Source organism: Kitasatospora xanthocidica, from assembly GCF_014656195.1.
Classification (GTDB): domain Bacteria; phylum Actinomycetota; class Actinomycetes; order Streptomycetales; family Streptomycetaceae; genus Kitasatospora; species Kitasatospora xanthocidica.
In genome coordinates, this window is record NZ_BNBY01000011.1 from 147,178 (window position 1) to 172,238 (window position 25,061).

The 25,061-nt window shown below is 73.8% G+C and carries 22 protein-coding genes; 10 read left to right on the plus strand and 12 right to left on the minus strand.

The features are described 5' to 3' along the window. Positions 1–4: 4 nt before the first annotated feature. Together mca and IE332_RS21225 are read right to left on the minus strand one after the other, a co-directional pair. Entirely contained in the window at positions 5–958 is a 954-nt protein-coding gene (gene mca / locus IE332_RS21220) for a mycothiol conjugate amidase Mca (protein WP_189918746.1), read from the minus strand. Positions 959–1,051: 93 nt separating this feature from the next. Then, positions 1,052–2,512, minus strand: a complete 1,461-nt coding sequence (locus tag IE332_RS21225; protein ID WP_189918748.1) for an MDR family MFS transporter — start codon at positions 2,510–2,512, stop codon at positions 1,052–1,054. Positions 2,513–2,688: 176 nt separating this feature from the next. On the opposite strand from IE332_RS21225, the gene IE332_RS21230 reads away from it, so the two are divergent. From IE332_RS21230 to murQ, 3 genes are all read left to right on the plus strand, one after another. Further along, positions 2,689–3,336 carry a TetR/AcrR family transcriptional regulator gene (locus tag IE332_RS21230; protein WP_189918750.1) on the plus strand — a complete coding sequence of 216 codons (648 nt, stop codon included), beginning with the start codon at positions 2,689–2,691 and terminating at the stop codon, positions 3,334–3,336. Positions 3,337–3,421: 85 nt separating this feature from the next. After that, positions 3,422–4,102 carry a DUF6445 family protein gene (locus IE332_RS21235; protein WP_189918752.1) on the plus strand — a complete coding sequence of 227 codons (681 nt, stop codon included), beginning with the start codon at positions 3,422–3,424 and terminating at the stop codon, positions 4,100–4,102. A gap of 504 nt (positions 4,103–4,606) precedes the next feature. After that, on the plus strand, positions 4,607–5,623 hold the full coding sequence (gene murQ, locus IE332_RS21240) for an N-acetylmuramic acid 6-phosphate etherase (protein ID WP_189918754.1): 1,017 nt from the start codon (positions 4,607–4,609) through the stop codon (positions 5,621–5,623). A gap of 31 nt (positions 5,624–5,654) precedes the next feature. On the opposite strand, the gene IE332_RS21245 is transcribed toward murQ, so the two are convergent. Continuing rightward, a complete protein-coding gene (locus tag IE332_RS21245; RefSeq protein ID WP_229928771.1) occupies positions 5,655–6,152 on the minus strand; it encodes a hypothetical protein in 498 nt (165 codons plus the stop codon). A gap of 401 nt (positions 6,153–6,553) precedes the next feature. Beyond that, complete coding sequence (locus IE332_RS21250) at positions 6,554–7,150, minus strand: TetR/AcrR family transcriptional regulator (RefSeq protein ID WP_189918758.1); 597 nt, start codon at positions 7,148–7,150, stop codon at positions 6,554–6,556. Positions 7,151–7,220: 70 nt separating this feature from the next. Between IE332_RS21250 and IE332_RS21255 the strand changes: the two genes are divergently transcribed. Together IE332_RS21255 and IE332_RS21260 are read left to right on the plus strand one after the other, a co-directional pair. Further along, complete coding sequence (locus IE332_RS21255) at positions 7,221–8,114, plus strand: NADP-dependent oxidoreductase (protein ID WP_189918760.1); 894 nt, start codon at positions 7,221–7,223, stop codon at positions 8,112–8,114. Between the two features lie 149 nt (positions 8,115–8,263). Then, on the plus strand, positions 8,264–8,695 hold the full coding sequence (locus tag IE332_RS21260; protein WP_189918762.1) for a ribonuclease domain-containing protein: 432 nt from the start codon (positions 8,264–8,266) through the stop codon (positions 8,693–8,695). An 87-nt stretch (positions 8,696–8,782) separates the two neighbouring features. On the opposite strand, the gene IE332_RS21265 is transcribed toward IE332_RS21260, so the two are convergent. Beyond that, on the minus strand, positions 8,783–9,796 hold the full coding sequence (locus tag IE332_RS21265) for a HEAT repeat domain-containing protein (protein WP_189918764.1): 1,014 nt from the start codon (positions 9,794–9,796) through the stop codon (positions 8,783–8,785). A gap of 6 nt (positions 9,797–9,802) precedes the next feature. Continuing rightward, positions 9,803–10,471: a HEAT repeat domain-containing protein gene (locus tag IE332_RS21270; RefSeq protein WP_373313785.1), complete on the minus strand. Its 669-nt coding sequence runs from the start codon at positions 10,469–10,471 to the stop codon at positions 9,803–9,805. A 220-nt stretch (positions 10,472–10,691) separates the two neighbouring features. On the opposite strand from IE332_RS21270, the gene IE332_RS21275 reads away from it, so the two are divergent. Further along, complete coding sequence (locus IE332_RS21275) at positions 10,692–12,146, plus strand: hypothetical protein (protein WP_189918768.1); 1,455 nt, start codon at positions 10,692–10,694, stop codon at positions 12,144–12,146. 33 nt (positions 12,147–12,179) lie between these two features. Here the strand turns inward: IE332_RS21275 and IE332_RS21280 are convergent, their stop codons facing one another. Continuing rightward, positions 12,180–12,692, minus strand: a complete 513-nt coding sequence (locus IE332_RS21280; RefSeq protein WP_189918770.1) for an isochorismatase family protein — start codon at positions 12,690–12,692, stop codon at positions 12,180–12,182. Then, on the minus strand, positions 12,679–13,356 hold the full coding sequence (locus IE332_RS21285) for a TetR/AcrR family transcriptional regulator C-terminal domain-containing protein (RefSeq protein ID WP_189918772.1): 678 nt from the start codon (positions 13,354–13,356) through the stop codon (positions 12,679–12,681). The genes IE332_RS21280 and IE332_RS21285 overlap by 14 nt, the downstream gene beginning before the upstream one ends. A 168-nt stretch (positions 13,357–13,524) precedes the next feature. On the opposite strand from IE332_RS21285, the gene IE332_RS21290 reads away from it, so the two are divergent. Next, positions 13,525–14,805 carry an MFS transporter gene (locus IE332_RS21290; protein ID WP_189918774.1) on the plus strand — a complete coding sequence of 427 codons (1,281 nt, stop codon included), beginning with the start codon at positions 13,525–13,527 and terminating at the stop codon, positions 14,803–14,805. Here the strand turns inward: IE332_RS21290 and IE332_RS21295 are convergent. Continuing rightward, positions 14,795–16,372, minus strand: a complete 1,578-nt coding sequence (locus IE332_RS21295; RefSeq protein ID WP_229928772.1) for a glutamate synthase subunit beta — start codon at positions 16,370–16,372, stop codon at positions 14,795–14,797. The two genes, IE332_RS21290 and IE332_RS21295, sit on opposite strands and share 11 nt — an antisense overlap. 178 nt (positions 16,373–16,550) lie before the next feature. Between IE332_RS21295 and IE332_RS21300 the strand changes: the two genes are divergently transcribed. After that, the gene (locus tag IE332_RS21300; protein WP_189918776.1) at positions 16,551–17,231 is read left to right on the plus strand and encodes a response regulator transcription factor; all 681 of its coding nucleotides are present in this window, start codon (positions 16,551–16,553) and stop codon (positions 17,229–17,231) included. A 148-nt stretch (positions 17,232–17,379) separates the two neighbouring features. Beyond that, a complete protein-coding gene (locus IE332_RS21305) occupies positions 17,380–18,780 on the plus strand; it encodes a HAMP domain-containing sensor histidine kinase (protein ID WP_229928773.1) in 1,401 nt (466 codons plus the stop codon). Between the two features lie 76 nt (positions 18,781–18,856). On the opposite strand, the gene efeB is transcribed toward IE332_RS21305, so the two are convergent. From efeB to IE332_RS21320, 3 genes are all read right to left on the minus strand, one after another. Next, a complete protein-coding gene (gene efeB / locus IE332_RS21310; protein ID WP_373313787.1) occupies positions 18,857–20,158 on the minus strand; it encodes an iron uptake transporter deferrochelatase/peroxidase subunit in 1,302 nt (433 codons plus the stop codon). A gap of 116 nt (positions 20,159–20,274) precedes the next feature. Beyond that, entirely contained in the window at positions 20,275–22,398 is a 2,124-nt protein-coding gene (gene efeU / locus IE332_RS21315) for an iron uptake transporter permease EfeU (RefSeq protein WP_189918780.1), read from the minus strand. A 257-nt stretch (positions 22,399–22,655) separates the two neighbouring features. After that, entirely contained in the window at positions 22,656–22,976 is a 321-nt protein-coding gene (locus tag IE332_RS21320) for a hypothetical protein (RefSeq protein ID WP_189918782.1), read from the minus strand. 409 nt (positions 22,977–23,385) lie between these two features. On the opposite strand from IE332_RS21320, the gene qcrB reads away from it, so the two are divergent. Further along, entirely contained in the window at positions 23,386–25,008 is a 1,623-nt protein-coding gene (gene qcrB / locus IE332_RS21325) for a cytochrome bc1 complex cytochrome b subunit (RefSeq protein WP_189918957.1), read from the plus strand. Positions 25,009–25,061: the final 53 nt, after the last annotated feature.

Here is a 25,061-nt window from a genome sequence, read left to right on the forward strand (position 1 = left end):
AGGCTCACCCCGCCCCCACCTCCGCTCCCACGCCTGCTCCCACGCCTGCTCCTGCTCCTGCTCCCGCTCCCGCACGGAGCCCGACGAACAGGTCGTCCTCGACCTCGCCCGCGCCGCCCGCCCCACCGGCCGCGGGCACCAGGCTCCGGGCCAGGTGGTAGTCCTCGGTGGGCCAGACCTCGCGCTCGATGTCCCGGGGGTGGGCCATGAAGGCGACGCCCGGGGCGACCTGGGTGGCGTGCGCCAGCATCGCCGCGTCCCGTACGGCGAACTTCTCGGCGCACGCGATCCGGGTGGTGGTCGCCAGGGCGGGCGGGGTGTCGGGCCACCCGGCGAGCAGCTCGCCCATGTCGGAGGGGACGCCGCGATCCGTCATGGCGTCGTGCAGGGTCTGGAACCAGGCCCGGGAGAGCGCCAGGTGGTAGTAGAGCTTGGCCGCCTGCCAGGGCTCCCCCGCCTCGGGGTGGCGCCGCGGGTCGGCGGCGGCCTCGAAGGCCTCCACGGTGATCCGGTGGGTCATCACGTGGTCCGGGTGCGGGTACCCGCCGGTCTCGTCGTAGGTGATCACCACGTGCGGGCGGAACTCACGGATCAGCGCGACCAGCGGCGCCGCCGCGGCCTCGACCGGCTGGGCGGCGAAGCAGCCCTCCGGCAGCGGCTCGTCCGGGCCCGGCATCCCGGAGTCGACGAAGCCGAGGAACCGCTGGCGCACACCGAGGATCTCGCGGGCGGCCGCCATCTCCTCCCGCCGGATCCGGGCGATGTCGGCCAGGACCTCGGGGCGGTCCAGCGCCGGGTTGAGCACCGAACCGCGCTCGCCACCGGTGCAGGTGGCGACCAGGACGTCCACGCCCTCCTCGGCGTACCGGGCGAGGGTGGCCGCGCCCTTGCTGGACTCGTCGTCCGGGTGGGCGTGCACAGTGAGCAGGCGCAGGCCGTCGGCGCGCTGGGTGAACATGGGTACCTCCGTGATCGTCGGTCGACGTGCTGGTGGTGGCGGGTTGACGAGTCGTCGTGTGCAGGACCGCCCGCCGGGCGGGCCGCCGGCCCGTCAGGCGGGGTCTTTAGCGGTGTCCTTACGGGTGTTGGGGTAGAGGCAGGCGGGTGCGATCGCCAGTGCGGACAGGGCCAGCACCCACCAGAACGTCTGCCCGAAGGCCGCGCCCGGCTGGTCGGGCCGGCCGTGCTGCGCCTGCTGGAGGGCCAGCGTCAGCACCGCCGTGCCGAGCGCCCCGCCGACCCGGTTCAGGACGTTGACCGCCCCTGCCGCCGCCGGCACCTGGGCCCTCTCGACGCTCCCGTACACCGCCGCCAGGCCGGGGATCGCGATGATCCCCATGCCGGCGCCGCGCAGTGCCAGCGAGCCGGCGATGAGCCAGCCGGCCGGTTCGGAGCCGCTGCCCAGTCGGGTGAACGCGAGCGTGCCGACCAGGGAGCAGACGATGCCGATCAGGACCAGCGGACGCGGCGCGAGGCGATCGGTTATTCGGGCCGCCAGCATCGCGGTGACCGCCGTGCCGAGGGCCTGCGGTGCCAGCAGCAGGCCGGCCTCGACCGCCCCGACGTGCCGGACCTGCTGGTAGTACAGCGGCACCAGGAACATCGAGCTGTAGAGCGCGGCGCCCTGCAGGAAGCTGTTCGCCGTCGCCACGGTGAAGCCGCGTCGGGCGAACAGCCGCAGGTCGATCAGCGGCGCCCGGGTGCCGCCGCGCCCCGTGCGCAGCGCGTGCCCGCCGTAGAGCACCACCAGCACCGTGCCCGCCGCCAGGGCGGCCCAGCCGGCCGGGCCGCCGTCGCCGATCGTCGAGAGCCCGTAGAGCAGCCCGGTCAGGCCCGGTGAGAGCAGCAGCAGGCCGGTCACGTCCAGCCCGGGCCGCGGCGCGTCCGACGCTTCGTCAGCCGGCAGCCAGCGGGCGGCCAGCAGCAGGATCAGCAGCCCGACCGGCACGTTCAGCAGGAACATCCAGCGCCAGTCGAGGTGCTCCAGCACCAGGCCGCCGAGGATCGGCCCCAGGACCGGGGCGAGGCTGATCGGGAGCATCAGGGTGCCCATCACCCGTCCGATCCTGGACGGCCCCGCCGCTTGTATGATGATCGCCTGGCCGAGCGGTTGAATCATCCCGCCGCCGACCCCCTGCAGCACCCGGAAGGCGATCAGACTGCCCGTCGACCAGGCCAGCCCGCACAGCGCCGACCCGAGCACGAACAGGACGACCGAGGCGAGCCACGCCCGCCTGGCCCCGAAGCGGCCCGCGGCCCAGCCCGAGAGCGGCATGGTCAGCGAGATCGCCAGCAGGTACCCCGTGGCCACCCACTGCACCGCCCCGATCGAGCTGTGCAGGTCCCGACCGACGGAGTCGATGCCGACGTTGACGATCGTGGAGTCCAGCAGCGCGAGCACCGGGCCCAGCGCGAGCACCCCGCCCATCTTCCACAGGCCCGGCGGGATCGGCTCCGGCTCCCCCTCCCGGACTCCCCCTCGCCGGCCCTTCGCGGTGACGGATGTCGTCATGCGCCCTCCCCTGGTCGCTCTCGATCGAGCGAGCCGCCCAGACGCCCCCTCGGGCCGCTCCGGCGGTCACTCCGAGCAGCCGTTCCGACCGCCCGAGAAGAACTTAGGACGGACCCACTCATTAGGTCAAGCCTAATTCCTGTACTCGACCCATCGACCTGCGCTAGGCTCCCGCCATGACCGAGACCGGGACCACTCCGAACCTGCGCGAGCTCAACAAGCGCCGCACCCGAGAGGCGATCTCGCACGCCGCGACGCGGCTCTTCATCGCCCAGGGCTTCGACCGGACGACCATCGCCGAGGTCGCCGCCGCCGCGGGCGTCGCCAAGATGACCGTCACCAACCACTTCCCGCGCAAGGAGGACCTCTTCTTCGACCTGCACGAGGAGCTGGTCGGCCGGCTCGCCCGGTCCGTCGCCGGGCGAGCCCCGGGCGAGTCGGCCCTGGCCGCGCTGCGCCGCGACTGCCTGGCCGGGATCGACCGGCACGACCCCCGCCTCGGCTTCTCCGGCCCGGACTTCGCCCGGACGGTCTTCGACAGCCCGGCACTGGTCGCCCGGCTGCGCGAGGTGCACGAGCAGGGCGAGACGGCACTGGCCGAGGCGCTGGCCGAGGCCGTGCACGAGAGACCCGTCGGCTTCGAGAGCCGGGTCGCCGCCGCCCTGCTCGCCGGCGTCGACCGGGCGGTGTTCAGCGAGGTGCTCCGCCGCACCCTCGCCGCCGAGGACGCGGCCACGATCGCCGCCGCGGTACGCCCCTCCGCCGTACGCGCCTACGACCGACTGGAGGGCGCGCTGGGCGGCTTCGCCGTACGGGCGGCCTGACCACCCGCCCGAGGCAAGCACCCTTGACGAAAGGTTGACCTGCTCACGGCAGAAAGTTGACGATCACCGCCCCTATGGTCGGCGCATGCCCTCACAGCCCATCAGGCCCACCGCGCTGCCGGTCCTGCCGTACCGCAAGCCCACCCGGGGCCGGGACTACTGGGTCCTCAACGACGTCCTGCCCGACCCTGACGCCGTCCGCGAGCGCTGCCTGGCCCGCGGCGACTGGACCGAGGGCTACCCGTACCGCCCGGAGAGCTGGCCCGGGCTGCGCACCATGCCGGGCCTGGAGCCCGACGAGCTGGCCCGGGTCGAGGGCCTGGTCCGCAAGGCCACCGGCGCCTCCCGGCTCTGGGTGCAGAGCACCCCGGGCGGCGGCACGCTCAACCACAACTGCGTCCAGGTCGTCGGCGACGGCGAATCGGAGTCCCGCCCGCACACCGACTCCCGCGCGCTCTGCCGCTACGCAGCCGTGCTCTACCTCAGCCCGGACGCACCCAAGGACGCCGGCACCAGCTTCTACCGCCAGCAGTTCCCCGGCGGCCGCCTCGGCGGCAACCTGGTGAACGCCCCGCACAACAACCTGGTCGAGGCGCTCGGCACCCGCCGCGTGCCCGGCGACCACTTCGTCGAGGACGTCCGCGTCCCCAACCGCTACAACCAACTGCTGCTCTACCACGCCAATCTGATCCACAGCGCCACCGGCTACTACGGCGACGAGCTGGCCCAACGCCGGATGACGGCGGTGTTCTTCTGGATGGCCTGACCCCGCGGCGCACCGGCTGACCCCGCCACGCACCACCTGGCCCCGCCACGCACCACCTGACCCCACGACCCACCGGCGCACGGGCCGGCCGCCCCGCACGGGCCGCGCGTCTCAGCCGCGCATCTCGCACCACCCGGCGCGGCCCGCCCCGACGTGCGCCAGCGCCACCCGCGCCAGACCCGCCCGCGTCAGCGCCGCCGCCAACCGGGCCAGTCCTCCGCCGCGACCAGCTCAGCCGGGCCCGCCGGGCTCCCCGGCAAGCCGAGCGCCCCGGCCTCCGCCAGCGCCCGCTCGTGCCGGCGCTGTTCCGCACCGAGCACAGCACCGTCAGGATGAGCAGCCGGTAGAGCGGGGAGGGCTTGTCGCGCAGCGCGATCCCGGCCTCCTCCGCGTAGGTCCGGCCGAACCGGTCGAGCAGCTCGGCCACGGTCGGCGCCATGGCCACCTCCTCCTCCCCCACGCTCGCCCGGATTCGGCCCCCGCGCACCGGGGGACGCTCGCCGCATGGACCACGACCACCCGAACACCGACGGCCCGAGCCACCACCACCCGGGCCGGCGCCAGATCCAGCTCCAGATCCAGAACCAGCACGAGAACCGGAACCAGAACCAGCCGACCCGACCCACCGTGCCCCCGACCGAGACGATCCGCCCCGAATGGGCCGCGATCGACGCCCTGCCCACCCCCGAACTGCTCCGCCTGATGAACGTCGAGGACCGCACCGTCCCCACCGCGGTCGCCGGACAGCTGGAGCGGATCGCCGCCGTCGTGGACGCGGTGGCCGCCCGGATGGCCTGCGGCGGCCGGCTCGTCTACGCCGGAGCGGGGACGGCCGGCCGGCTCGGGGTCCTGGACGCCGCCGAGTGCCCGCCCACCTTCGGCACCGATCCGGCCCTCGTCGTGGGCCTGATCGCCGGTGGCCTCCCGGCCGTGACGGCCGCCACCGAGGGCGCCGAGGACAGCCCCGACCTCGCCGCGGCCGATGTCGCCGCGCTCGCCCTCACCCCTGCCGACACCCTGGTCGGGGTGTCCGCCTCCGGCCGCACCCCGTACGCGGTGGCGGCCGTACGGGCCGCGCGGGCCACCGGCGCGCTGACCGTCGCGCTGGCGTGCAACCGCGGTTCCGCGCTGGCGTCCGCCGCCGAACTGGCCGTCGAGGTGGAGGTGGGCCCCGAGGTGCTCGCCGGTTCGACCCGGCTCAAGGCGGGAACGGCGCAGAAGCTGGTGCTCAACATGCTCTCGACGGCCGCGATGGTCCGCCTCGGCCGGACGTACGGAAATCTGATGGTCGACGTCCGGGCCACCAACGCCAAGCTGCGCGAGCGCGCCCGACGGATCGTCGCCGAGGCCACCGGCGCCGAGGACGCCGCCGTCCGGGCCGCCCTCGCCGCGACCGGCGGCCGGGCGAAGGACGCGATCCTGGTCCTGCTCGCCGACGTGGACGCGCCCACCGCCGCCCGGCTCCTCGACACCGCGGGCGGCCGCCTGCGCGACGCCCTGCGCGCCGGCGGCCACGGCTGAACCCGGCCGGGGACCGACCCCCCGGGCCCGGTCAGTCCTGCTCCGCCTTCGACAGCACGTCGGAGACCAGCGTGGTGGCGAAGTCGTTCCCCTTGCCCGAGATCCGGTTGACGTACTCCGCGAGCAGGACCGCCGTGGCCTCCAGCGGGTTCATCTCCTCCTCCGTCCACGGGCCGTACTGGGCGCGCCACAGTGTGGGGCTCAGTCCGGTGCCCGCGGCGGTGAGCAGCCCGGCCATGGTGGGGACGACCTCCGGACGGAAGGTCCTGGGCATCATCCGCATCGTGGCCACCAGGCTGGGCACCACGTGCTCGACCACGTCCTCCTCGTGCTCCGCGAACGCCTTGCTCAGCCAGTTCATGTACAGGTAGACGAGAGTGCAGACCCCCTCCAGCACCGCCCTGGCCTCGGCCGGACTGAAGGACGCGACGGCCTCCTCGAGCATCCGCTGCTCCTCGGGGTCCGTCCCGGTCTTGCCGTCGTAGACGGCTCTGAGCCGGGAGTCGATCACCAGCAGCGCCGCGCTCACATTGCCGACGGGAGCGTCTCGGGGGTCGCAGGACGGCACAGGACTCCTTCTCAACCGACCGAGCACTCGACCCGACCGGGCACTCGACCCGACCGGGCACTCGACCCAACCGAGCGCTCGACCAACCGAGTTCTCGACCGACTGGCTTCTCGATCAACCGGCTTCTCACCCGCCCCGGGGCCTTCGCTCGACCGGACGGGTACGACGTTTCCCACCCTAGGCGGCCGACCGGACGCGACCCGGCGATTCCGTCGGGATTAGCCCGGTCGAGTGACGCCTTCGCCCGGAACCCCCGCGCCCCAAGCCCGCGCGCCCCGAACCCACGCGCCCTCGGCCCCACGCGCCCCGAGCCCGCGCCCGCCCCGGCCCCGCCCGACCCGGGGTGACACCGTGACGGCCAGTCAGGCCGCGTCGGCGGAGGTCCCGGAGGGGACTACGGCCCAGGCGGCCTCGATCATCCGGAAGATCTCGTCCACCGCGGCCGCCGGATCATCCGCCTCACGGGCCAGCGAGAACGCGCCGATCACGAACCGCGCGATCGTCCGGCAGGCCGTCGCCGACCGCGCCGGGTCGGAATCGGCGGCGACGGCCGTCGCCAGCGCGTCCGCGTGGCGCAGCCTCATCGTCTCCTCGTACTCCCGCAGGGCGGGCGATTCGTCGATCATGCGCCAGATCGGGCCGGCTCCGTCCGCGGTGCAGTGCCGCACCATGGCGTGGATCTCGCGGCGCAGCGCGGGGATGAGCGGTTCGTCGGGCGACCGGTCGGTGACCGCCCGGGTGAGGCGTTGCTCGAAGTCCTGGTCCTGTTCGAACACCAGGGCCTCTTTCGAGGCGAAGTGGGAGAAGACCGTGGTGACGGCGACGTCGGCCTCGGCGGCCACTTCGCGGATGCCCACCGCCTCGTAGCCGCGTTCCAGGAAGAGCCTCAGCGCGGTGTCGGCGATCTTCTGGCGGGTCGCGGCCTTCTTGCGCTCGCGGCGTCCGGACGGCTCGGTCATGCCGTGATGCTATCAGTCACAAAAACAGAACAGCTTCAAAATACTAACCGTTAGTGTTACGGTCGGCCGCATGAAGAAAGTGAGCTTCGCCGAGTTCGGCGGCCCGGACGTACTGCACCTGGTGGATGCCGAGGAGCCCCACGCGGGCCCCGGCCGGATACGCGTCGCCGTACGGGCGGCCGGCGTGAACCCCGTCGACTGGAGGATTCGCGAAGGCCAGGTCCTGAAGGCCCATCCGATCGAGCTGCCGTCCGGGGTCGGGCTGGACGCCGCCGGGGTGGTGGACGAGGTCGGCGAGGGGGTCGACGGTGTCGAGGTCGGCGACCACGTGTTCGGCGAAGGCTCCAGCACCTACGCCGAGTTCGCGGTGCTCTCCGCCTGGGCCCGGATGCCCGAGGGGCTGACGTTCGAGGAGGCGGCCGGGTACCCCTCCGTGGTGGAGACCGCGCTGCGGCTCGTCCGCGAGGTCGGCGTGCGGTCCGGACAGACCCTGCTGGTCAGCGGCGCATCCGGCGGAGTCGGATCGGCGGTGCTGCAGATCGCCCGCGACCGCGGCATCACGGTGATCGGTACGGCCGGGGCCGCGAACCAGGACTACCTGCGCGGCCTGGGCGCCCTCGCCACGACGTACGGCGAGGGCTGGGTCACCCGGGTCCGGGAGCTCGGCCGGGTCGACGCGGCCCTCGACCTGGCCGGCTCCGGCGTGATCCGCGAACTCGTCGAACTGACCGGGGACCCGCGGAAGGTGGTCTCCATCGCCGACCTCACCGCGCCCGAGCTCGGCGTCCGCTTCTCCGGCGCGGCCGGGAGCGTACCGGAGGCGCTCGCCGAGGCCGTCGACCTCATCTCGCGGGGAAGGCTCCACATCCCGGTCGAGAAGGCGTACACCCTCGCCGAGGCCGCGGTCGCGCACATCGACAGCCAAGCCGGGCACACCCGCGGGCGCCGGGTCATCGTCGTCTGAGCACCGGTCGGACGCAACCCCGGGACTTGGCACCCCCTCGGCCCCGCGCGCCCGCGTCAACCAGCCTCTTCCACAGATCGGGTGAGTGTCCGTCACCGACCGGCACGGTCACCCGCTCCCCGCACGCCGGAGGCGGTACTGCTGGCCGCATGACCACACCCCGACGCTTCGTGAAGGCCGCCCTGGCTCTCGCGCTCGCCGTGATTCCCACCGTCGCCGTCCCCGCCACGGTCACCCCCGCGGCCGCCGCGGTCATCCAGCCGCCGCTGCCGGTCGAGGCCCTCCCACCGCAGGTCGAACAGGCCTGCCGGATCTGGGAGCGCCTCGACTGGCCCGTCAGCCCGACCCCCGTCGACTACCGCATCCCCGGCCCGGATTTCATCCGCGGCAGCAACCCGTACGGCAACCGCAGCAAGGACCTCCCCGCCGGCGGCGACTACCACGAGTACGACGTCAACCCCCGCCCCACGCCCACGACCCACCGCGACGCCGAGCGCCTGGTCCGGGACCGGCACACCGCGCAGGTCTGGTACTCGGCCGACCACTACGCCAACTTCCGGGAAATCTCCGAGGGTTGCTGAACCCCTTCCCCGAACGCCGTGGGCGCCCCCTCGCCGACCCGAGGGGGCGCCCACCGACGTCACCTCACCTCCGAGAACCAGCACCCGCTATCGAGCGCCGCGCAGTCCGAGGACGTACGCCGCGGTGAGCGCCACCGCACGGTCCTCGTCCGAGGACAACTCCTCCAGCGCGCGGGTCGCCGTGCCTCCCGGGATGTCGGCGAGCGCCTGGGTCAGCCGGCGGCGGGCGGGCGGTCCGGCGGCTCCCGCAGCCGCGCCGGCCAGGCGGGCGACGAGCCCGGTGGCGATCCGGTCCGCCGACGCCGGGTCACCCGCCAGTGCGCTCAGCGCGTCGGCCGCGTCGGCGTCGTTCCGCCCCTCGACGATCATGTCGATGAGCGTCGGCACCGCCTCGGCCACGCCGCGGGTGCCGAGCGCCAGAGCCGCGTGGCCCCGGACGACGGGGTCGGGGCCGGTGAGGGCGTCCCGCAGCAGTGCCGTCGCCCCGGCGGTCGGGATCTCGGCGATGGAGCGGACGGCCCGCTCGCGCACCTCCGCCGAGGGCGAGCCGAGGCCCTTCGCCAGCAGGGCCGGCGCCTCCTCGCCCGCTTGCGCCAGGGCCCACCGGAGGGCTCCGGCGACATTGGGGTCCGACTCCCCCAGCGCGGCCTCGGCCAGGGCCTCCGCCGGCACGGGGTCACCCTCGGCTGCGGACAGGGCCGCGCGCTGCCGTGCCCCCGCGCTCCCCGACTCCAGGGCCTGCAGGAGCGAGACGGTCCGCAGGACCTCCTCCCACCCGGCGGGTTCCGCGGCGCCGATCCGGCGCAGCCGGGTGAGCAGCTCGGTCTCCGCGGCGATGCGCTCCATCGTCCGGCGGATCAGGTCGTCGACGAGCTCCGACGGCGCGAAGCCGGGATCGTCGAGCGCGCGCCCGACGTCGCTCAGCGACAGCCCGAGTGACCGCAGGCTCTCGATGTGGAAGATCCGCCGGATGTTCTCGCCGGAGTACTCCCGGTAGCCGGAGTCGGTCCGGGTGGACGGCCGCACCAGGCCGAGCGACTCGTAGTGCCTGAGCATCCGGGCGCTGACCCCGGACCGCCGGGCGACATCACCGATCAACACCGCCTACTACCCCTCCTGGTCGGATCCACCGAGGACCGCGACGCGCTTCGCCTCCTCGATCGCGAGCTCGAATCCGGCGTCCGGATCGCGCCACAACCGTTCGGTGGCGAGCACGTGTGCGCGCACCCTCGGGTCGGGGGACGCCGTCGCAGCGCCCAGCACCGGCAGCATCACCTCCCCGAGCGCGATCAGCGCCCGGCTGAGGCTCAGCTGCGTCTCGCGGCCGCCGCGCCCGAGCTGTGTCGCCAACCCTACGGCCAGCCGGTGCTCCTCACCTTCGGGCACCAGGACGACGGCCGCCCGCCAGGCGCTGCGCGCGGCCTCCTCGTCGGGGTCGGCCAGCAGCGCCGGGGTGATCGCCGGCCATGCCCGCCGGTCCCCGATCTTGGACAGGGTGTGCAGCGCCTGGCTCCGCGCCTGGGCCCGCTCCGAGCGGACCTCGACGAGGAGCGGCGGGACGGTCGTCGCCGCCGGGTGGCGGGTGAGCGCCCAGGTCAGCGTCTCGCGCACGGAGAACTCGGGCTCGACCGCGCTCCGCCGGACAAGCGCGCCGACGTACCGGGGGTCCGGGGCCGTGCCGACCGCCAGCGCCGCCCGCAGCCGGACCGACGGGTCGTCGTGCTCCAGGCCCCGGAGCGCCTGGGGCGCGCTCGTGTCTGCCGTCCGCTTGGTCATGCCGGTCATGGGGACCACCTCCTCCGGCTCAGTGAAGGCCTTGTCACCGTGTCAAGGTCAAGGCCGACGTCAAGGCCGACGTCGAGGTCACGGTCAAGCCCGAGGCCGAGCCCGCCGCCGAGCGGAGCCGGGCCGAGCCGCAGCGGGGGTGGCGGTCTTCCCTTCGCCCGCCGGGACCTGCACTGTAGTGGGCGCGGATCCGTCGGACGGGGTGGATGGTGTGGGCGAGCAGCGCGACACGCACAACAGGATCAGTAACAGCACCATCCACGGCAACGTGGTCATGGGCGGCATCATCTCCCTGATGACCGGCCGCGGGCCGCGGCTGCGCCTGCTGGTGGCGGTGGCGTGCGTGCTGGCGCTGCTGGGCGCCGGCACGACGTACTGGGTATTGAAGGCGACGGATGGGGGCACTGGGCCGGTACTCGGCGCCCGTTACGATCCCGAGCACGGTGACGCCGACTCGACCGCGGTGGTCCCCAGGACCGTCAAGCCCGCCGAACTCCCCGCCGTCACCGGCTGCGGCGCCGCCCGGACGTGGTCGCACCAGCAGGGCGCCACGGACGTGGGTGCGTCGCCGCTCTCGCTCTCGATGGTCGGCAACGGCCACACCGTGGCGATCGAGCAGGTGCGGGCGACCATCGTGGGCGAGCCCCGCGACCCGCTGCCCGGCACGATCGTGAACTGCACCGGCCAGGGCGAGGGCAAGAAGGTCGACATGGGCCTCGACCTGGACGCCGCCCAGCCGGTCGCACTGATCGGGGCCGCCGGACCGGTGTCGTTCGCCCCGTTCTTCACCGACAAGTACCTCTACCTGGAGAACCAGAAGCCCGAACTGATCAGCCTCACCGTGCTGGCGACCCGGCACAGCTACGACTACGTGCTCACGGTCGAGGGCACCGTCGACGGCGAACCCCGCACCTGGACGCTGAAGGACGGTGACCGCCCGTTCCGGGTCTCCGGGGTGCGGACGGAACGCGGCACCGAGATCTCGACCCACGGGAGGGGCTGGGAGACCGGCTACGGCAAGGGCGCCGGCGAGCGCATCCGGTGCAACCCCTGCTACGACCAGGACGAGCAGGTGATCCCGGGCACCGCGGTCGCCACCGCTCCGGCCGGCCTCACCTTCTCCTCCGCGCCGGGGGCCGACCCGGTGCAGCCACTCGTCCCGAAGGAGCACCCGGCCGCGGAGACGCCGCCGCTGACGGTCGACGACCACGACGCGGAGTCCGTCGCGGTCGCCTGGGCGGTCACCTCGGGCAGCTTCGACGCGTCCCGCGGCGACACCGGGCCGGCGTCCGTCCTGCGCCGGGTCCGTCCGTACCTGACGCCGGAACTCGCCGCCGCCGGAGGAGGGTTGAACGCCTGCTCGGCGGACGGCACGGTCTGGCCCGCCGATCTGGCCGCCCGCCGGGGCTGGTCGGTGGTGATGTGGGCGACCGCGATGCCCCTGGAGGGCCACACCGATCCGGGCGACCTCACCGGGGACGTGGTCGAGTTGGAGGTCTCCACCAGCTGCGCCTACGTCGCGGCGGACGGCTGGTCCCGCACACCGAACGGGATCAGCGTGCGCACCCGACTCGAACGCCGGCCCGACGGCCGCTACCTGATCTCCGCGACGGAGCTGGTGAGGTACGGCGTCCCGCTGCCCGTCGACCCGACCGCGCAGCCCTGACCGGCCGGCCATAACCATCCGGCCTGACCGGCCTCAGCCCAGCCGCACGTCCCCCGCGACGACGACCTCGCCGAGCCGCGGGAAGTCCAGCTCGACCGAGGCCCGGTGCTCCTCGGCGCTGAGCCCGGTCATCGCGTCCTCCACGAAGACCAGCCGGTAGCCGTGGTCGGCGGCCGCGCGGGCGCTCGACTCGACACCGAGGTTGGTGGCGATCCCGGCGAAGACCAGGGTCTCCACGCCCCGCGCCCGGAGCAGTTCGTGCAGGCCGGTGCCCTGGAAGGCGCCGATGGTGCGCTTCACCACGACCTCGTCGGCCACCGCTTCGACCTCCGCGAGGAGTTCGCTCCCGGGCGGCTGCTCGGCCACGTTCGGCCGCTCGACCCGGACCGCGACGACCGGGGCACCGGCCGCACGGAAGGCCCGGGCGAGCTCCAGCGAGGCGGCCACCACCTCCGAACCGGTGTGCGGCGCGAGCGGGTTGGCGACGATCCGGTCCATCAGGTCGATCAGGACCAGGGCGGTGTCGCGGGGATCAAGGGTGGTCATGGCGCCAACCTAGCCCATCCCCCGCCCCGGCCGGCCCCGCCGCTTCCCGGGCGATCTCCGCGCGGAAGCCCTCGATCATCACGCGCAGCCCGTACTCGAAGTCGGCGTCGTGGTCGGTCATCCGCAGCACGTCGGCCGCCTCGCGCAGCAGCGGGAGCCCGCGCAGTACGTCGTCCGGGAAGGGCGGCCGCTCGCGGTCCGCGGCGTCCTGCCGCCAGGCCTGCTCTTCCGTGACCCAGCCCATGATGTACCGGTCGACGGTCAGCAGCAGCCGCAGCGCCGTGCGCGGGCGCAGCCCGGCCCGGCAGAGCGCGCCCAGCTGGGCCTCGACGGCCGGGAGTTCGTCCTCGGTGGGCAGGGTGCCGGCGTGCACCCGGGCGCCGTCGCGGTAGGCGAGCAGGGCGCCGCGCTTGGCCCGGGCGTCGGCGGCGATCCACTCGGGCCAGTGCTCCGGGTCCGGTTCGCGGTCGGGTGGGAGGGCTTCGGCGAGCATCGCCTCGGCCATCAGGTCGAGCAGTTCCCGCTTGCTCTTGAAGTGCCAGTACAGCGCCGGTGACTGGACGCCGAGCTCGCGGGCGAGCCGTCGGGTGGTCAGCCCCTCGATGCCCTCCTCGTTGAGCAGGCGCAGCGCGGTGCGCACCACCTCGTCGCGTTGCAGCGCCATCCGTCCACCCTCCCGGGTTAATCGCTTGCCAGGTCCACCTTATCGCCGATAAGTTCCCGAGCCAGGACTTATCAGCGATAAGGACGATCACCCAAGCGCCCACAACGCCCCCCGCCACCACCGCACCGACTCCCCCGACGACGACCGACCGCGAAGGGATCACCCCGTATGGCCTCCGCCCCCGACCGCCTCCGGTCCCGGCTGCTGCCGAACACCGCGCCCTGGCGCTCCTCCCGGGACTTCCGCCTGACCTGGACCTCCGGCGCGGTCACCATGCTCGGCTCGACCTTCACCATGACGGCGATCCCCCTGCAGATCGCCCACCTCACCGGCTCGCCGTGGGCCGTGGGCGCGGTCGGCGCGGTCGAGCTCGTGCCCGCCGTGCTGTTCGGCCTCTACGGCGGCGTCCTCGCCGACCGGATGGACCGCCGGACGGTGGCCCTGGTCACCGAAGTGGCGCTGGCCGCGCTGAGCGCCCTGCTGCTGGCCAACGCGCTGCTCGGTACCCCGGCCGTCTGGCCGCTCTACGCCGCGGCCGGGGTCGCGGCGGCCCTGCAGGGCATCCAGCAGCCCTCGGTCGACGCGATGGTCCCCCGGCTGGTGCCGCACGACCAGCTGGTGGCGGCCGGCGTGCTGCTCTCACTGCGCTGGAGCGTCGGCGGGGTGGCCGCCCCGGCCGCCGCCGGGCTGCTGATCGCCACCGCCGGCGTCCCGGCGGCCTATCTGGTCGACCTCGGTACCTTCCTGCTCTCGATCGCGCTGCTCGCCCAGGTCCGGCCCGTCCCCTCGGAGCGGGACGCCGAGAAGCCGCGGCTGGGCGAGTTCGTCGAGGGCGCCCGGTACGCGGCACGTCGGCCCGACCTGATCGGCACCTATCTGGCCGACCTCGCGGCCACCGTCTTCGCCCTGCCCACCGCGCTGTTCCCGTTCCTGGCCGCGGACCTGGACGCGACGTGGGCGCTCGGCCTGCTCTACTCGGCCGGCGCGGCCGGCAGCCTGGTGGCCGCGGCGACGGGCGGCTGGACGGAGCGCGTGCACCGGCACGGCCGGCTGGTCGTGCTCTCCGCCGCCCTGGTCGGCCTGGCGACGGCCGCGGCGGCGTTCGCCCCGGGCCTGTGGGGCGTGCTGCTCTGCCTGGTGGTCGCCGGCGGTGCGCACTGGATCGGGGACACCTTCCGCAGCGCGATCTGGAACCAGTCCATTCCGGACGAACTGCGTGGCCGCGCAGCCGGGTTGGAGATGCTGATCGGCTCCGCCGGGCCCGCCCTGGGCGATCTGCGGGCGGGCGGTCTCGCGGCCCGGCAGGGCATCCGGGCGGCCCTGCGCACCGGCGGCCTGTTCTGCTGCGGCAGCGCCGCGGTCCTGTCCACCGCGATACCCGCGCTCTGGCGCTACGACCAGCGCACGCACCGGGTCGAACCGGCTCCCGACCAGTCGCTCACAGCGTGAGTGCCCGCGTCGACGCCCTGATCGGCGACGGGAGTTCGGTGCGCCCACGTAGGTAGCGGTCCACCGCCGCGGCGGCCGCCCGTCCCTCGGCGATCGCCCAGACGACGAGCGACTGCCCGCGTCCGGCGTCGCCCGCGACGAACACGCCCTCCGTCGCGGTGGCGAAGCCGTCGTCCCTGGGCAGGGTGCCCTCCGACCCGGTGGCGAGACCGAGTTGGCTGAAGAGCCGCTGGTCCGGCTCGGGCCCGGTGAAGCCCAGCGCGAGCAGGACGAGCTGGGCCGGCAGGCGCCGCTCGGTGCCGGTCCGCGGGCTGCGCTCGGCGGGTTCGGCCTCGGCGAACCGGACGGCGGCGAGACGGCCGTCCGGGCCCGCTTCGAAGCCCACGGTGACCGCCGCGAACACCCGGGGGCCTGCCCCGGCCGCGCCGGACTCCTCGTGCGAGGTGGTCTCCCGGTACACCTTGGGGTGAACCGGCCAGGGCTGCCCGGGCGCCCGGCGCTCCGGCGGGCGCGGGTTGATGTCCAGCTGGGTGACCGAGGCGGCGTGCTGGCGCAGCGCCGTGCCCAGGCAGTCGGCCGCGGTGTCCCCACCGCCGACGATCACCACGTGGCGGCCCTCGGCGGAGACCGGCGGGTCCGGGCAGTCGCCCTCGTCCACCCGGTTCGCCCAGGTCAGGTACTCCATCGCCTGGTGCACACCGGGCAGTTCGCGCCCGGGGACGGGCAGCTCCCGGCCGGCGGTCGCGCCCACCGCGACCACCAGCGCGTCGTACCGGGCCCTCAGTTCCTCACCGGGCACGTCCCGGCCGGCCCACACCCCGGTGCGGAACGCGGTGCCCTCGGCCCGCAGCTGTTCGAGCCTCCGCTCCAGGCGGTGCTTCTCCAGCCGGAACGGCGGGATGCCGTAGCGCAGCAGCCCGCCGGGACGGTCGGCCCGCTCGTACACCGTGGTGGCGTGCCCGGCCCGGGTCAGCTGCTGAGCGGCCGCCAGCCCGGCCGGGCCGGAGCCGATCACCGCGACCCGCCGTCCGCCACCCCGCTCGGCACTCCCCGACCACCCGGCACGCCCCGACCGCCCGGAGCCCTCGGAACCCTCCGAACCCCGGGAGCCCCCGGGGCCCTCTGAGTCCCCGGAGCCCTCGGACCCCCCGGGTGGCAACGGCCTGTCCCAGCCCTCCTCCCAGGCCCGGTCGGCGATCGCCAGCTCCACGTTCTTGATCGCCACCGCGGCCCCGTCGATCGCCAGCACGCAGGCGCTCTCGCAGGGCGCCGGGCAGAGCCGCCCGGTGAACTCGGGGAAGTTGTTCGTCGCCAGCAGCCGGGCCGCCGCGGCCCGCCAGTCGGCGGCCGCCACCAGCTGGTTCCACTCCGGCACCAGGTTCCCCAGCGGGCAGGCGCTGTGGCAGAACGGCAGCCCGCAGTCCATGCACCGCTCCGCCTGTCCGCCCACCATCGGCAGCAGGGCCCCCGGCCGGTACACCTCCCGCCGGTCCCCCAGCCGCTCGCGCGCGTCCCGCCGCGCCCGCTCCGCGCGCGGGGTGGTGAAGAAGGCCATCCGGTCTGCCATCGCGGGCCTCCGGCAGGGCGTGCCACTCGGACCGGCGGCCCACCCCGGCGGGCGCACCACCGTGTGGCAACCGTACGCCTGCGAAGCAGCGCGCGAAAGCGGCCGCCGCAGGTACCCGTCCGGGTGGTCCCCGGCCCCGCGCGTGACCGCCGTGAGCACGCCAGGGACAATCTCCCCCATGACCCACACCGTGCTGGTCGCCGAGGACGACCGCGCCATCCGTGACTCGCTCGTCCGCGCCCTGACGCTGGAGGGCTACCGGGTGCGGATCGCCGCGGACGGCACCCAGACCCTGGCCGTCCTCGCCGAGCAGCGCCCGGACGCCCTGGTGCTCGACGTGATGATGCCCGCGCCGGACGGCCTGGAGGTCTGCCGCCGCCTGCGCGCTTCCGGGGACCGCACCCCGGTGCTGATGCTCACCGCCCGGGTCGAGGTCCCGGACCGGATCGCGGGCCTCGACGCCGGGGCCGACGACTACCTGGTCAAGCCCTTCGACGTGGACGAGCTGTTCGCCCGCCTGCGCGCCCTGCTGCGCCGCAACCAGCCCGTCCAGATCGCCGAGTCCCTGACCGTGGCCGACCTGCGGATCGATCCGCCCGCCCGGCGGGCCTGGCGGGCCGGGCAGGAGCTGGAGCTGTCCCGCACCGAGTTCGACCTGCTGGAGCTGTTGGCCCGGAACGCCGGATCCGTCCTGGACCAGGCCACCCTGTACGAGCGGATCTGGGGCTACGACTTCGGCCCCGGCTCGAAGAACCTCGCCGTCTTCATCGGCTACCTGCGCCGCAAGCTCGACCGCCCGGGCATGAGCCCGCTGATCCACACCGTCCGCGGCGTCGGCTACGCGCTGCGCGAGCCGTGACCGGCCAGGGCACGACCGGGCGGGTCGTGCCAGAGCGGGTCGTGACCGGGCGGGTCACGACCGGGCGGGTCGTGCCAGAGCGGGTCGTGACCGGGCGGGTCACGACGGGGCGGGTCACGACGGGGCGAGTCACGATAGGGCGCGCATCGTGACCGCGCGAGCCGTGACCGCCCCGGGACGCCGTCGGCCGCGCCTGCCGCGCCCCGGCCTGCACACCACCCTCTCGCTCGCCTTCGCCGCGATCGCCGCCCTGGTCGCCGTGCTGATCGGCGCCCTCGGCTACCACGCCGCGGCCCGACTGATCCGGGACGACGAGGGCGCCGACTTCACCGCGGCCGTGGCCTCCGTCGACCGCCAGGTCGAACGGCAGACCCTCTTCCCGGGCGACTTCACCGGCCCCGACGGTCTCAGCGACGACCTGCTGCGCCCGATCCGGGTGACGGCGCAGGCGCTCGACCCGAGCGCCCGGGTGCTCCCCGGCACCGCCCGGATCGACCTTCCGCCGACCCCGGCCGACCTCGAACTCGCCCGGGCCGAGGAGCCCGGCCGCACCGAGTCGGGGATGCGCCGGCTGCACGGCGACACCCTGCGGGTGGGGGTGGTCTCGCTCGGCGGCCACCGCGGCGCGGTCCAGATCATCCAGCAGGTCGGTCCGACCGAGCGGCTACTGGCCGCCCTGCGGTACCGCACCGCCGGGCTGGTGGCGGTGGTCGCGGTGATCGCGGGCGGAGCCGGCTGGCTGCTCGCCCGGTGGATCTCCGGCCGGCTGGTCCGGCTCACCACCGCGGCCGAACTGGTGGCCGCCAGCGGCCGGTTGGACGTTCCGGTGCCCGCCTCCGGCACGGACGAGGTGGGCCGGCTCGGCCGGGCCTTCGACCGGATGCTGGTCCGGCTCGCCGCCGCCAAGGAGAACCAGCGCCGTCTCGTCCAGGACGCCGGCCACGAGCTGCGCACCCCGCTGACCAGCCTGCGCACCAACCTCTCCGTGCTCCCCGCCATGGACCGGCTGCCACCCGCCGAGCGCGCCGCACTGATGGCCGATCTGACGGACGAGGCCAGGGAGTTGTCCCAGCTGGTGGAGGAGCTGGTGGCGCTCGCCGCGGACCACCGGGCGGACGAGCACCCGACCGAGGTGGTGCTGTCCGAGGTGGTCCGCGGGGCTGCCGCCCAGGTCCGGCGGCGCAGCGACCGGGAGATCCTGGTGGACGCGGACGACACCGTCGTCATCGCCCGCCCGGACGCACTGGCCCGCGCGGTGGGCAATCTGCTGGACAACGCGGCCAAGTTCGACCCGGCCGGCGCGGGCCCGATCGAGGTGGTGGTGCGCGGGCTGCGGGTGGAGGTCCGCGACCGGGGCCCGGGCATCGACGAGGCCGACCTCGACCGGGTCTTCGACCGCTTCTACCGGGCCACCGCGGCCCGCAGCCTGCCCGGTTCGGGGCTGGGCCTGGCGATCGTGGCCGAGGTGGCCCGCGCGCACGGCGGCACCGCCTTCGCCGTCAACCGGGAGGGCGGCGGCGCGGTGATCGGCTTCACGCTCGGCGACTGACCGCGAACGGACCGGGCGCTCGGATTCGGCGCTCGGATCCCGCCCGCGGCCCCGGGCCCGCCGCAGAAAGCGGCCGTCAGACCCGGACGGACGTCAGCAACCCCCGCCCGAGCCAGTCGGCGTCGTCCTTGACCCCCGGCAGGACGAAGAAGTACCCGCCACCGGTCGGTGAGATGTAGTCCACCAGCGGCTCCCCGATGAGCCTGGTCTGGGTGGCCTCGAACTGCCGCACCACGTCCTGCTGGTAGCAGCAGAACACCAGGCCCATGTCCAGGTTGCCCGCCGGGTCGACGCCCCGGTCGTAGTTGAAGCCGCGGCGCAGGATGCGGGAGTCGTCGGTCTCCGCGGTCCGCGGGTTGGCGAGGCGGATGTGCGCGTCGAGCGGGATCGCCTTGCCCTCCGGGTCCTTGGCGTAGTCCGGCGCGTCGGTCTCCTGACGGCCGTCGAGCGGGGCGCCGGTGTCGCGGCGGCGGCCGAACATCTTCTCCTGCTCGGCGAGGGTGACGCGGTCCCAGAACTCGATCAGCATCCGGATGATCCGGATCACCTGGTAGCTGCCGCCGACGGCCCAGGCGGGCTCGCCCGTCGTGCCGTTCACCCAGATCAGCCGGTCCGTCTCCCGGGCGGAGCCGGTGTCCGGGTTGACGATGCCGTCCTTGAAGCCGAGCAGGTTGCGCTGGGCGCCGTCCGGGCGGGGCTGGTTCTGGAAGCCGTCGATCCGCCAGAGGATCTGCAGCGCGCCGCGGGTGTGCCGGGTGATGTCGCGCAGCGCGTGCAGCACGGTGTCCTGGCGGTCGGCGCAGATCTGCAGCGAGAGGTCCCCGTGCACCTCGGCGGCCTGCAGGTTGTCGTTGGGGAAGGTCTTCATCGGCGTCAGCTTGAGCGGCTTGGCCTTGGCCAGCCCGTAACGCTCGTCGAAGAGCGAGGCGCCGACGCCGACCGTGACGGTCAGGTGGTCGGCGGGGACGGTCGGGCCGAGGATGCCGCTGTCCGAGGGAGGCGCGCCGACGCCGAGGTCTGGCGGGGTGCCGCCGGCGGTGAGGAAGCGGATCCGCCCGGTCAGGGTCCTGAGGAGGTCTTCGAGTCCCTTGCGGTCCTGGGCGATCACCTGACAGGAGACGAAGGCCGCGTACCCGGGGGCCGGGGTGGTGATCCCGGCCTGGTGCTCGCCGTGGAACGGCACCGCCCCGTTCTTCGCCTGCGAGCCGTCCCCGGCGGAGGTCGGGCCGGCGCCGAGGGTGAGGGCGCCGCCGCCGAGTACGGCGGCCCCGGCCCCGGCACCGAGTGCGGCCCGGACGAAGCTGCGCCGGGCAGGACGGGCCGGACAACCGCCCTCCGCCGGAACCGCGCCGGCCGGCGCAACAGCCTCCGAAGCAATGACATCCGAAGCAACGGCATCCGGCCCGACTGCGTCCGGCGCACCACCCCGAGCAGCGGCAGCGGCGGCGTCGTGCGGGAAGGGGCAGGAGCCGACGGCTGCGGTGTGGTCGGTCATCAGGCGGCCTTCCGGATCTCGAGCAGGGCGGGGACGGGAGCGAGGTCTTCGAGCAGCTGCCCGGTGGCGCCGTTCAGCTTGCGGCGGGCGTCGGCGGGCAGCCGGTCGACCGGGGTCCAGCCCTCGGGCCCGTGGGCGGCCGCGAGGAGGTCACCGACCCGTTTCACCCCGCCGTCCACCCGGGCCGGCAGCTGCGGGTCGCGCTCATCGAGCAGCGGCCGGAGCAGGGTCAGCAGTTCCTGGGTGCCCGCCAGATTGGCCTGGGCGGTGGCCAGGTTGGTGCCGCTGCCCATGTCGGTGTCGCCGGTCAGCTCGAACTGGAGGGTGTTCTCCAGGATCTCGTGGGCGCGCAGCGGCAGGTCGGCCGGGTCGAAGTCCTGGCCGGGGAAGTCCTGTGCCAGCTTGGCGACGTTCTGCGCCAGCTCGTCCGCGACGGGTGTCAGGTCGGCGGCCGACTGGTCGTGCCACAGGCCGTACTCCAGGCGCAGGAAGCCGGTGAATCCGCTGTCCCGGACCTTGTCGGCGAGGCCGTCCGGGCGCCCGTCGATCTTGCCGTCGAGGTCGGCGAAGGTGCCGTAGGCGGCGCCGAGCGAGGCGTACCGCAGGTGCGCGGTGAGCCAGTCGGCCCTGGCGGTGGCGAGGTCGCCGGAGTGGACGTCGTCCTGGAGCTTGCGGGTCTGGGTCACGAGGGTCGCGAGGCCCTGGTCGACGTATTCCTTGTAGCTGTCGAGGGGGCCCTTGAGGTCGTCCTCGGAGACCGGCTTGACGGCCTTGACGGTCTTGACCTCGCCGCCGCCGGTGACGCGCACGGCGGCGGAGGTGACGGCGCTGCCGCCGGTGGGCACACAGCGCCAGGCGTAGTCGCCCGAGCCGATGGTGGCGGTCAGGGCCCGGGTGGTGCCGGGGGCCAGGCCCTCGATCTCGCCGTAGACCGCGCCGCTGCCCGGGTCGACCAGGTACACCTCGGAGACCTTGTCGCCGGTGTTGTGCATCTGGAACACCTGCTGGCCGGGGCGCGGGGTGCCGAAGCCCTTTCCGCAGTCCCGTTCGGAGACGGTGACGGTGGCGGAGCTCTCCTGCTTGCCGTCGCTGACCGCGATCACGGCGCCGGCCACCACCACCGGGACGGCGACCAGCGCGGTCGGCAGCACCCAGCGCGGACGGCCTGCGCGCACCCGCCCGGCATCCTCGACCACGGCCCCGGCCGTCCCGGACTCACCCTTCGCGGCCCCACCCTTCGCAGTCCCACTCTTCGCCGAAGCCGAAGCCGGAACCGGGCCCGAAGCCGGGCCCGGAGCCGGAGCGCCCGCCCCGCCCCGGACACCCTCGATGAACATCGTCATCACAACGCCCAGGTACGCGACGTACCCGACGACCTGCAGGACCGTCATGGTGACGGTCAGGTTGAGCGTGCCCTGGACGAGCGTGGCGTACCAGGACGAGGCGTCCAGGTGCCCGCTCAGGTCGAAGGCGTACGTGCTCCCACCGCCGACCAGCCCGGACTCCTGGAGGTCGCGCAGTCCGTAGCCGAGCACGCCGGCCGCGACGACGATCAGTCCGGCGCCGGTGACGGTGAAGAACCGGGTGAGGTTCATCTTCAGCGCCCGCCGGTACAGGCCCCAGCACAGGACGGTCGAGAGCACCAGGCCGACGGCGGCGCCGAGCAGCGGGCCGGTGGACTCCCCGGCGGTGCGCACGTTCGTCCACAGGAAGAGCGAGGTCTCCAGGCCTTCGCGGGCGACGGCGAGGAAGCTGGTGAGGACCAGTGCGCCCGCGCCCATCGCCAGCGAGGCCTGGACCTTCTCCTTCAGTTCGGCGGAGAGGGTGCGCGCGGAGCGGCGCATCCAGAACACCATCGCGGTGACGAAGCCGACCGCGATCAGACTGAGCACCCCGCCGAACGCCTCCTGGGCGTGGCCGGAGAGGTTGGCGGCGGTGAAGGTGAGCACCGCACCGAAGCTGAGACTGAGCGCGAGGGCGGCCGCGACGCCCGTCCACACCTGGGGCAGCCGGGCCTTCTGGCCCGCCCGGACCATCGTGGCGACCAGGATCGACACGATCAGACCGGCTTCCAGGCCTTCGCGCAACCCGATCAGGAAGCTGGGAAACGCCTCGTCCCACATGCAGCGGGCTCCTCCCCCGGGACCGGCCCGGACCGTCACCTGTCCCCGCCCCGCCACGACGACGGCGCGGCGCCACAGTCGAACGCCCCGGACGTCACGGTCCAGGGCGCCGACTTAGCTTAGGCAAACCTTAGAGCCGCACTGGTCAACTGCAACCCCAGCGCGAGTAAGGGTTGGGTATGGGAACGGCCGCGCCCTCCCCGACGGGGCGCCGGCCCATCACCCGTCAGCCCACCGCCCGTCAGGCCGTCGGACCGTCACCCCCACCATTGCTCGGGCACCGGCTCGGGCTCGGCCGGGACCGTCACCGGTTCAGCGGAGCGCACCAGCAGGTCGCCCGCCTCCGTCGCGGCGACCAGGTAGCCGCACTCGCGCAGCACGAGCGCGGCCGCGTCGCTGAGTGCCGCGCGCGCCTCCCGGGTGGGCGGGCCGTCCGGGTCCGCGCCCGGCGTCCAGCCGACCACCACACCCTCGGGGTGGTGGCCGATCCACAGCGGTGAGGGGCCCGGCTCGGTGTCGAACCCGGCGCGGGCCAGGGCCCCGGTGACGTCCTCGAAGAGTTCACGGTGATCCACCATTGGCGCAGCGTAGGCCGTCGACCGCGCGACCCCCGGACGCGGCGCGCGCCGAATCGGTTCAGCGGCACCCGACCGCAGCATCGACCCCAGTTGGGCCGAGCGGCGGCCAGCCGATCGGGCGCCGGGAACCCCCGTAAGGCCCGACACGAGCGGCCGGACGGGCCGATGGACGTGCACAGTCGGTCCCCTGCCGACAGCATGTCAGAGTAAGCGATCCATCACCCTGAGCAACGAGTCCAGCGGGCCGACCCGGTCCGCGCGCCGGTCCGACCGGCAGGCCCGTATCGAGAGGTCCCATGATCACAACACTTCGCCGGCCGGCGCTCCCGCCGACGGGGCTCCATCACGGCACGCCGAGGACGCCGGGGAGCCCGTCGTGAGAGCCGACCAGCAGTCGCAGCCGGGACCGGTGACCAGCACGCGCGCCAAACCGTCGAACGCGGGTGAGGCGCTGGCCGACTGGACCGACGGCCGGCTCGGCATCTACTCCCTGGCCAAGGCCAATCTGCGCAAGATCTTCCCGGACCACTGGTCCTTCATGCTGGGCGAGGTCGCGCTCTACACCTTCGTCATCATCATCCTGACCGGTGTCTGGCTGACCCTCTTCTTCAACCCGAGCATGGGCGAGGTCGTCTACGACGGCTCCTACGTCCCGCTCAAGGGCATCCCGATGTCGGAGGCCTACGCGTCGACGATGAGGATCAGCTTCGAGGTGCGCGGCGGCCTGCTGATGCGCCAGATCCACCACTGGGCGGCGATCGTCTTCATCGCCTCGATGTTCACCCACATGATGCGGGTGTTCTTCACCGGCGCGTTCCGCAAGCCCCGCGAGATCAACTGGGTCTTCGGCGCGCTGCTGCTCTTCCTCGGCATGTTCGACGGCTTCATGGGCTACTCGCTGCCGGACGACCTGCTCTCCGGCACCGGCATCCGCTTCATGGAGGGCGCCGTCCTCGCCGTCCCGATCGTCGGCACCTACCTGCAGTTCTTCATGTTCGGCGGCGAGTTCCCGGGCCACGACATCATCCCGCGGCTGTTCACCGTCCACATCCTGCTGATCCCGGGCGTCATGCTCGGGCTCCTGGTGGCGCACCTGATCCTGGTCTTCTACCACAAGCACACCCAGTTCGCCGGACCCGGCCGGACCAACCAGAACGTCGTCGGCATGCCGCTGATGCCGGTCTACATGGCCAAGGCGGGCGGCTTCTTCTTCCTGGTCTTCGGCGTGGTCGCGGTCATGTCGGCGATCGCCACGGTCAACCCGATCTGGGCGTACGGCCCGTACCGGCCCGACCAGGTGTCCACGGACGCCCAGCCGGACTGGTACATGGGCTTCTCCGAGGGCCTGATCCGGGTGATGCCGGGCTGGGAGATCAGCGTCTGGGGCGGCCACACCCTGAACCTCGGGGTGTTCGTCCCGCTGATGATCTTCCCGACCGTGCTGATGGTCCTCTGGGGCTGGCCGTTCCTGGAGGCCTGGGTCACCGGGGACCGCGGTGAGCACCACATCGCCGACCGTCCGCGCAACGCCCCGGTCCGCACCGCGTTCGGCGCCGCCTGGATCAGCCTCTACCTGATCCTGCTGGCCGGCGGCGGCAACGACCTGCTGGCCACCCACTTCCACCTGTCGATCAACGCGATCACCTACGCGGTGCGGGCCGGCTTCTTCGCCCTGCCGGTGATCGTCTTCGTGATCACCAAGCGGTGGTGCCTTGGCCTGCAGCGCAGGGACAAGGAGAAGGTGCTGCACGGCCGGGAGACCGGCGTCATCAAGCGGCTCCAGCACGGCGAGTTCGTCGAGATCCACGCCCCGCTGCCGCAGGGCCGGCTCTTCACCCTCACCTCGCACGACCAGCCGCAGCCGGACGTCCTGCCGCCCGCGGTGGACGAGAACGGGGTGGTCCGCAAGACCGGTCTGCTGACCCGCGCCCGGGTGAAGCTGTCCCGCGGCTTCTACGGCCGGGAGAGCCAGATCGCCAAGCCCACGGCGGAGGAGCACGCCGAGGTCACGAGCGGCCACGGCCACCACTGACCCCTCCCGGGGGCACGACGAGGGCCCGCTGCGCCGGCGACGGCACAGCGGGC

Excerpts from the sequence above, each read along its gene's own strand:
- mca (WP_189918746.1), bottom strand. The coding sequence starts at position 958 with ATGTTCACCCAGCGCGCCGACGGCCTGCGCCTGCTCACTGTGCACGCC.
- IE332_RS21270 (WP_373313785.1), bottom strand. The coding sequence starts at position 10,471 with ATGACCAAGCGGACGGCAGACACGAGCGCGCCCCAGGCGCTCCGGGGC.
- IE332_RS21320 (WP_189918782.1), bottom strand. The coding sequence starts at position 22,976 with ATGGTGGATCACCGTGAACTCTTCGAGGACGTCACCGGGGCCCTGGCC.
- IE332_RS21280 (WP_189918770.1), bottom strand. The coding sequence starts at position 12,692 with ATGACCACCCTTGATCCCCGCGACACCGCCCTGGTCCTGATCGACCTG.
- IE332_RS21230 (WP_189918750.1), top strand. The coding sequence starts at position 2,689 with ATGACCGAGACCGGGACCACTCCGAACCTGCGCGAGCTCAACAAGCGC.
- murQ (WP_189918754.1), top strand. The coding sequence starts at position 4,607 with ATGGACCACGACCACCCGAACACCGACGGCCCGAGCCACCACCACCCG.
- IE332_RS21300 (WP_189918776.1), top strand. The coding sequence starts at position 16,551 with ATGACCCACACCGTGCTGGTCGCCGAGGACGACCGCGCCATCCGTGAC.
- IE332_RS21225 (WP_189918748.1), bottom strand. The coding sequence starts at position 2,512 with ATGACGACATCCGTCACCGCGAAGGGCCGGCGAGGGGGAGTCCGGGAG.
- efeU (WP_189918780.1), bottom strand. The coding sequence starts at position 22,398 with ATGTGGGACGAGGCGTTTCCCAGCTTCCTGATCGGGTTGCGCGAAGGC.
- IE332_RS21295 (WP_229928772.1), bottom strand. The coding sequence starts at position 16,372 with ATGGCAGACCGGATGGCCTTCTTCACCACCCCGCGCGCGGAGCGGGCG.
- IE332_RS21290 (WP_189918774.1), top strand. The coding sequence starts at position 13,525 with ATGGCCTCCGCCCCCGACCGCCTCCGGTCCCGGCTGCTGCCGAACACC.
- IE332_RS21250 (WP_189918758.1), bottom strand. The coding sequence starts at position 7,150 with ATGACCGAGCCGTCCGGACGCCGCGAGCGCAAGAAGGCCGCGACCCGC.
- IE332_RS21260 (WP_189918762.1), top strand. The coding sequence starts at position 8,264 with ATGACCACACCCCGACGCTTCGTGAAGGCCGCCCTGGCTCTCGCGCTC.
- IE332_RS21255 (WP_189918760.1), top strand. The coding sequence starts at position 7,221 with ATGAAGAAAGTGAGCTTCGCCGAGTTCGGCGGCCCGGACGTACTGCAC.
- IE332_RS21285 (WP_189918772.1), bottom strand. The coding sequence starts at position 13,356 with ATGGCGCTGCAACGCGACGAGGTGGTGCGCACCGCGCTGCGCCTGCTC.
- IE332_RS21235 (WP_189918752.1), top strand. The coding sequence starts at position 3,422 with ATGCCCTCACAGCCCATCAGGCCCACCGCGCTGCCGGTCCTGCCGTAC.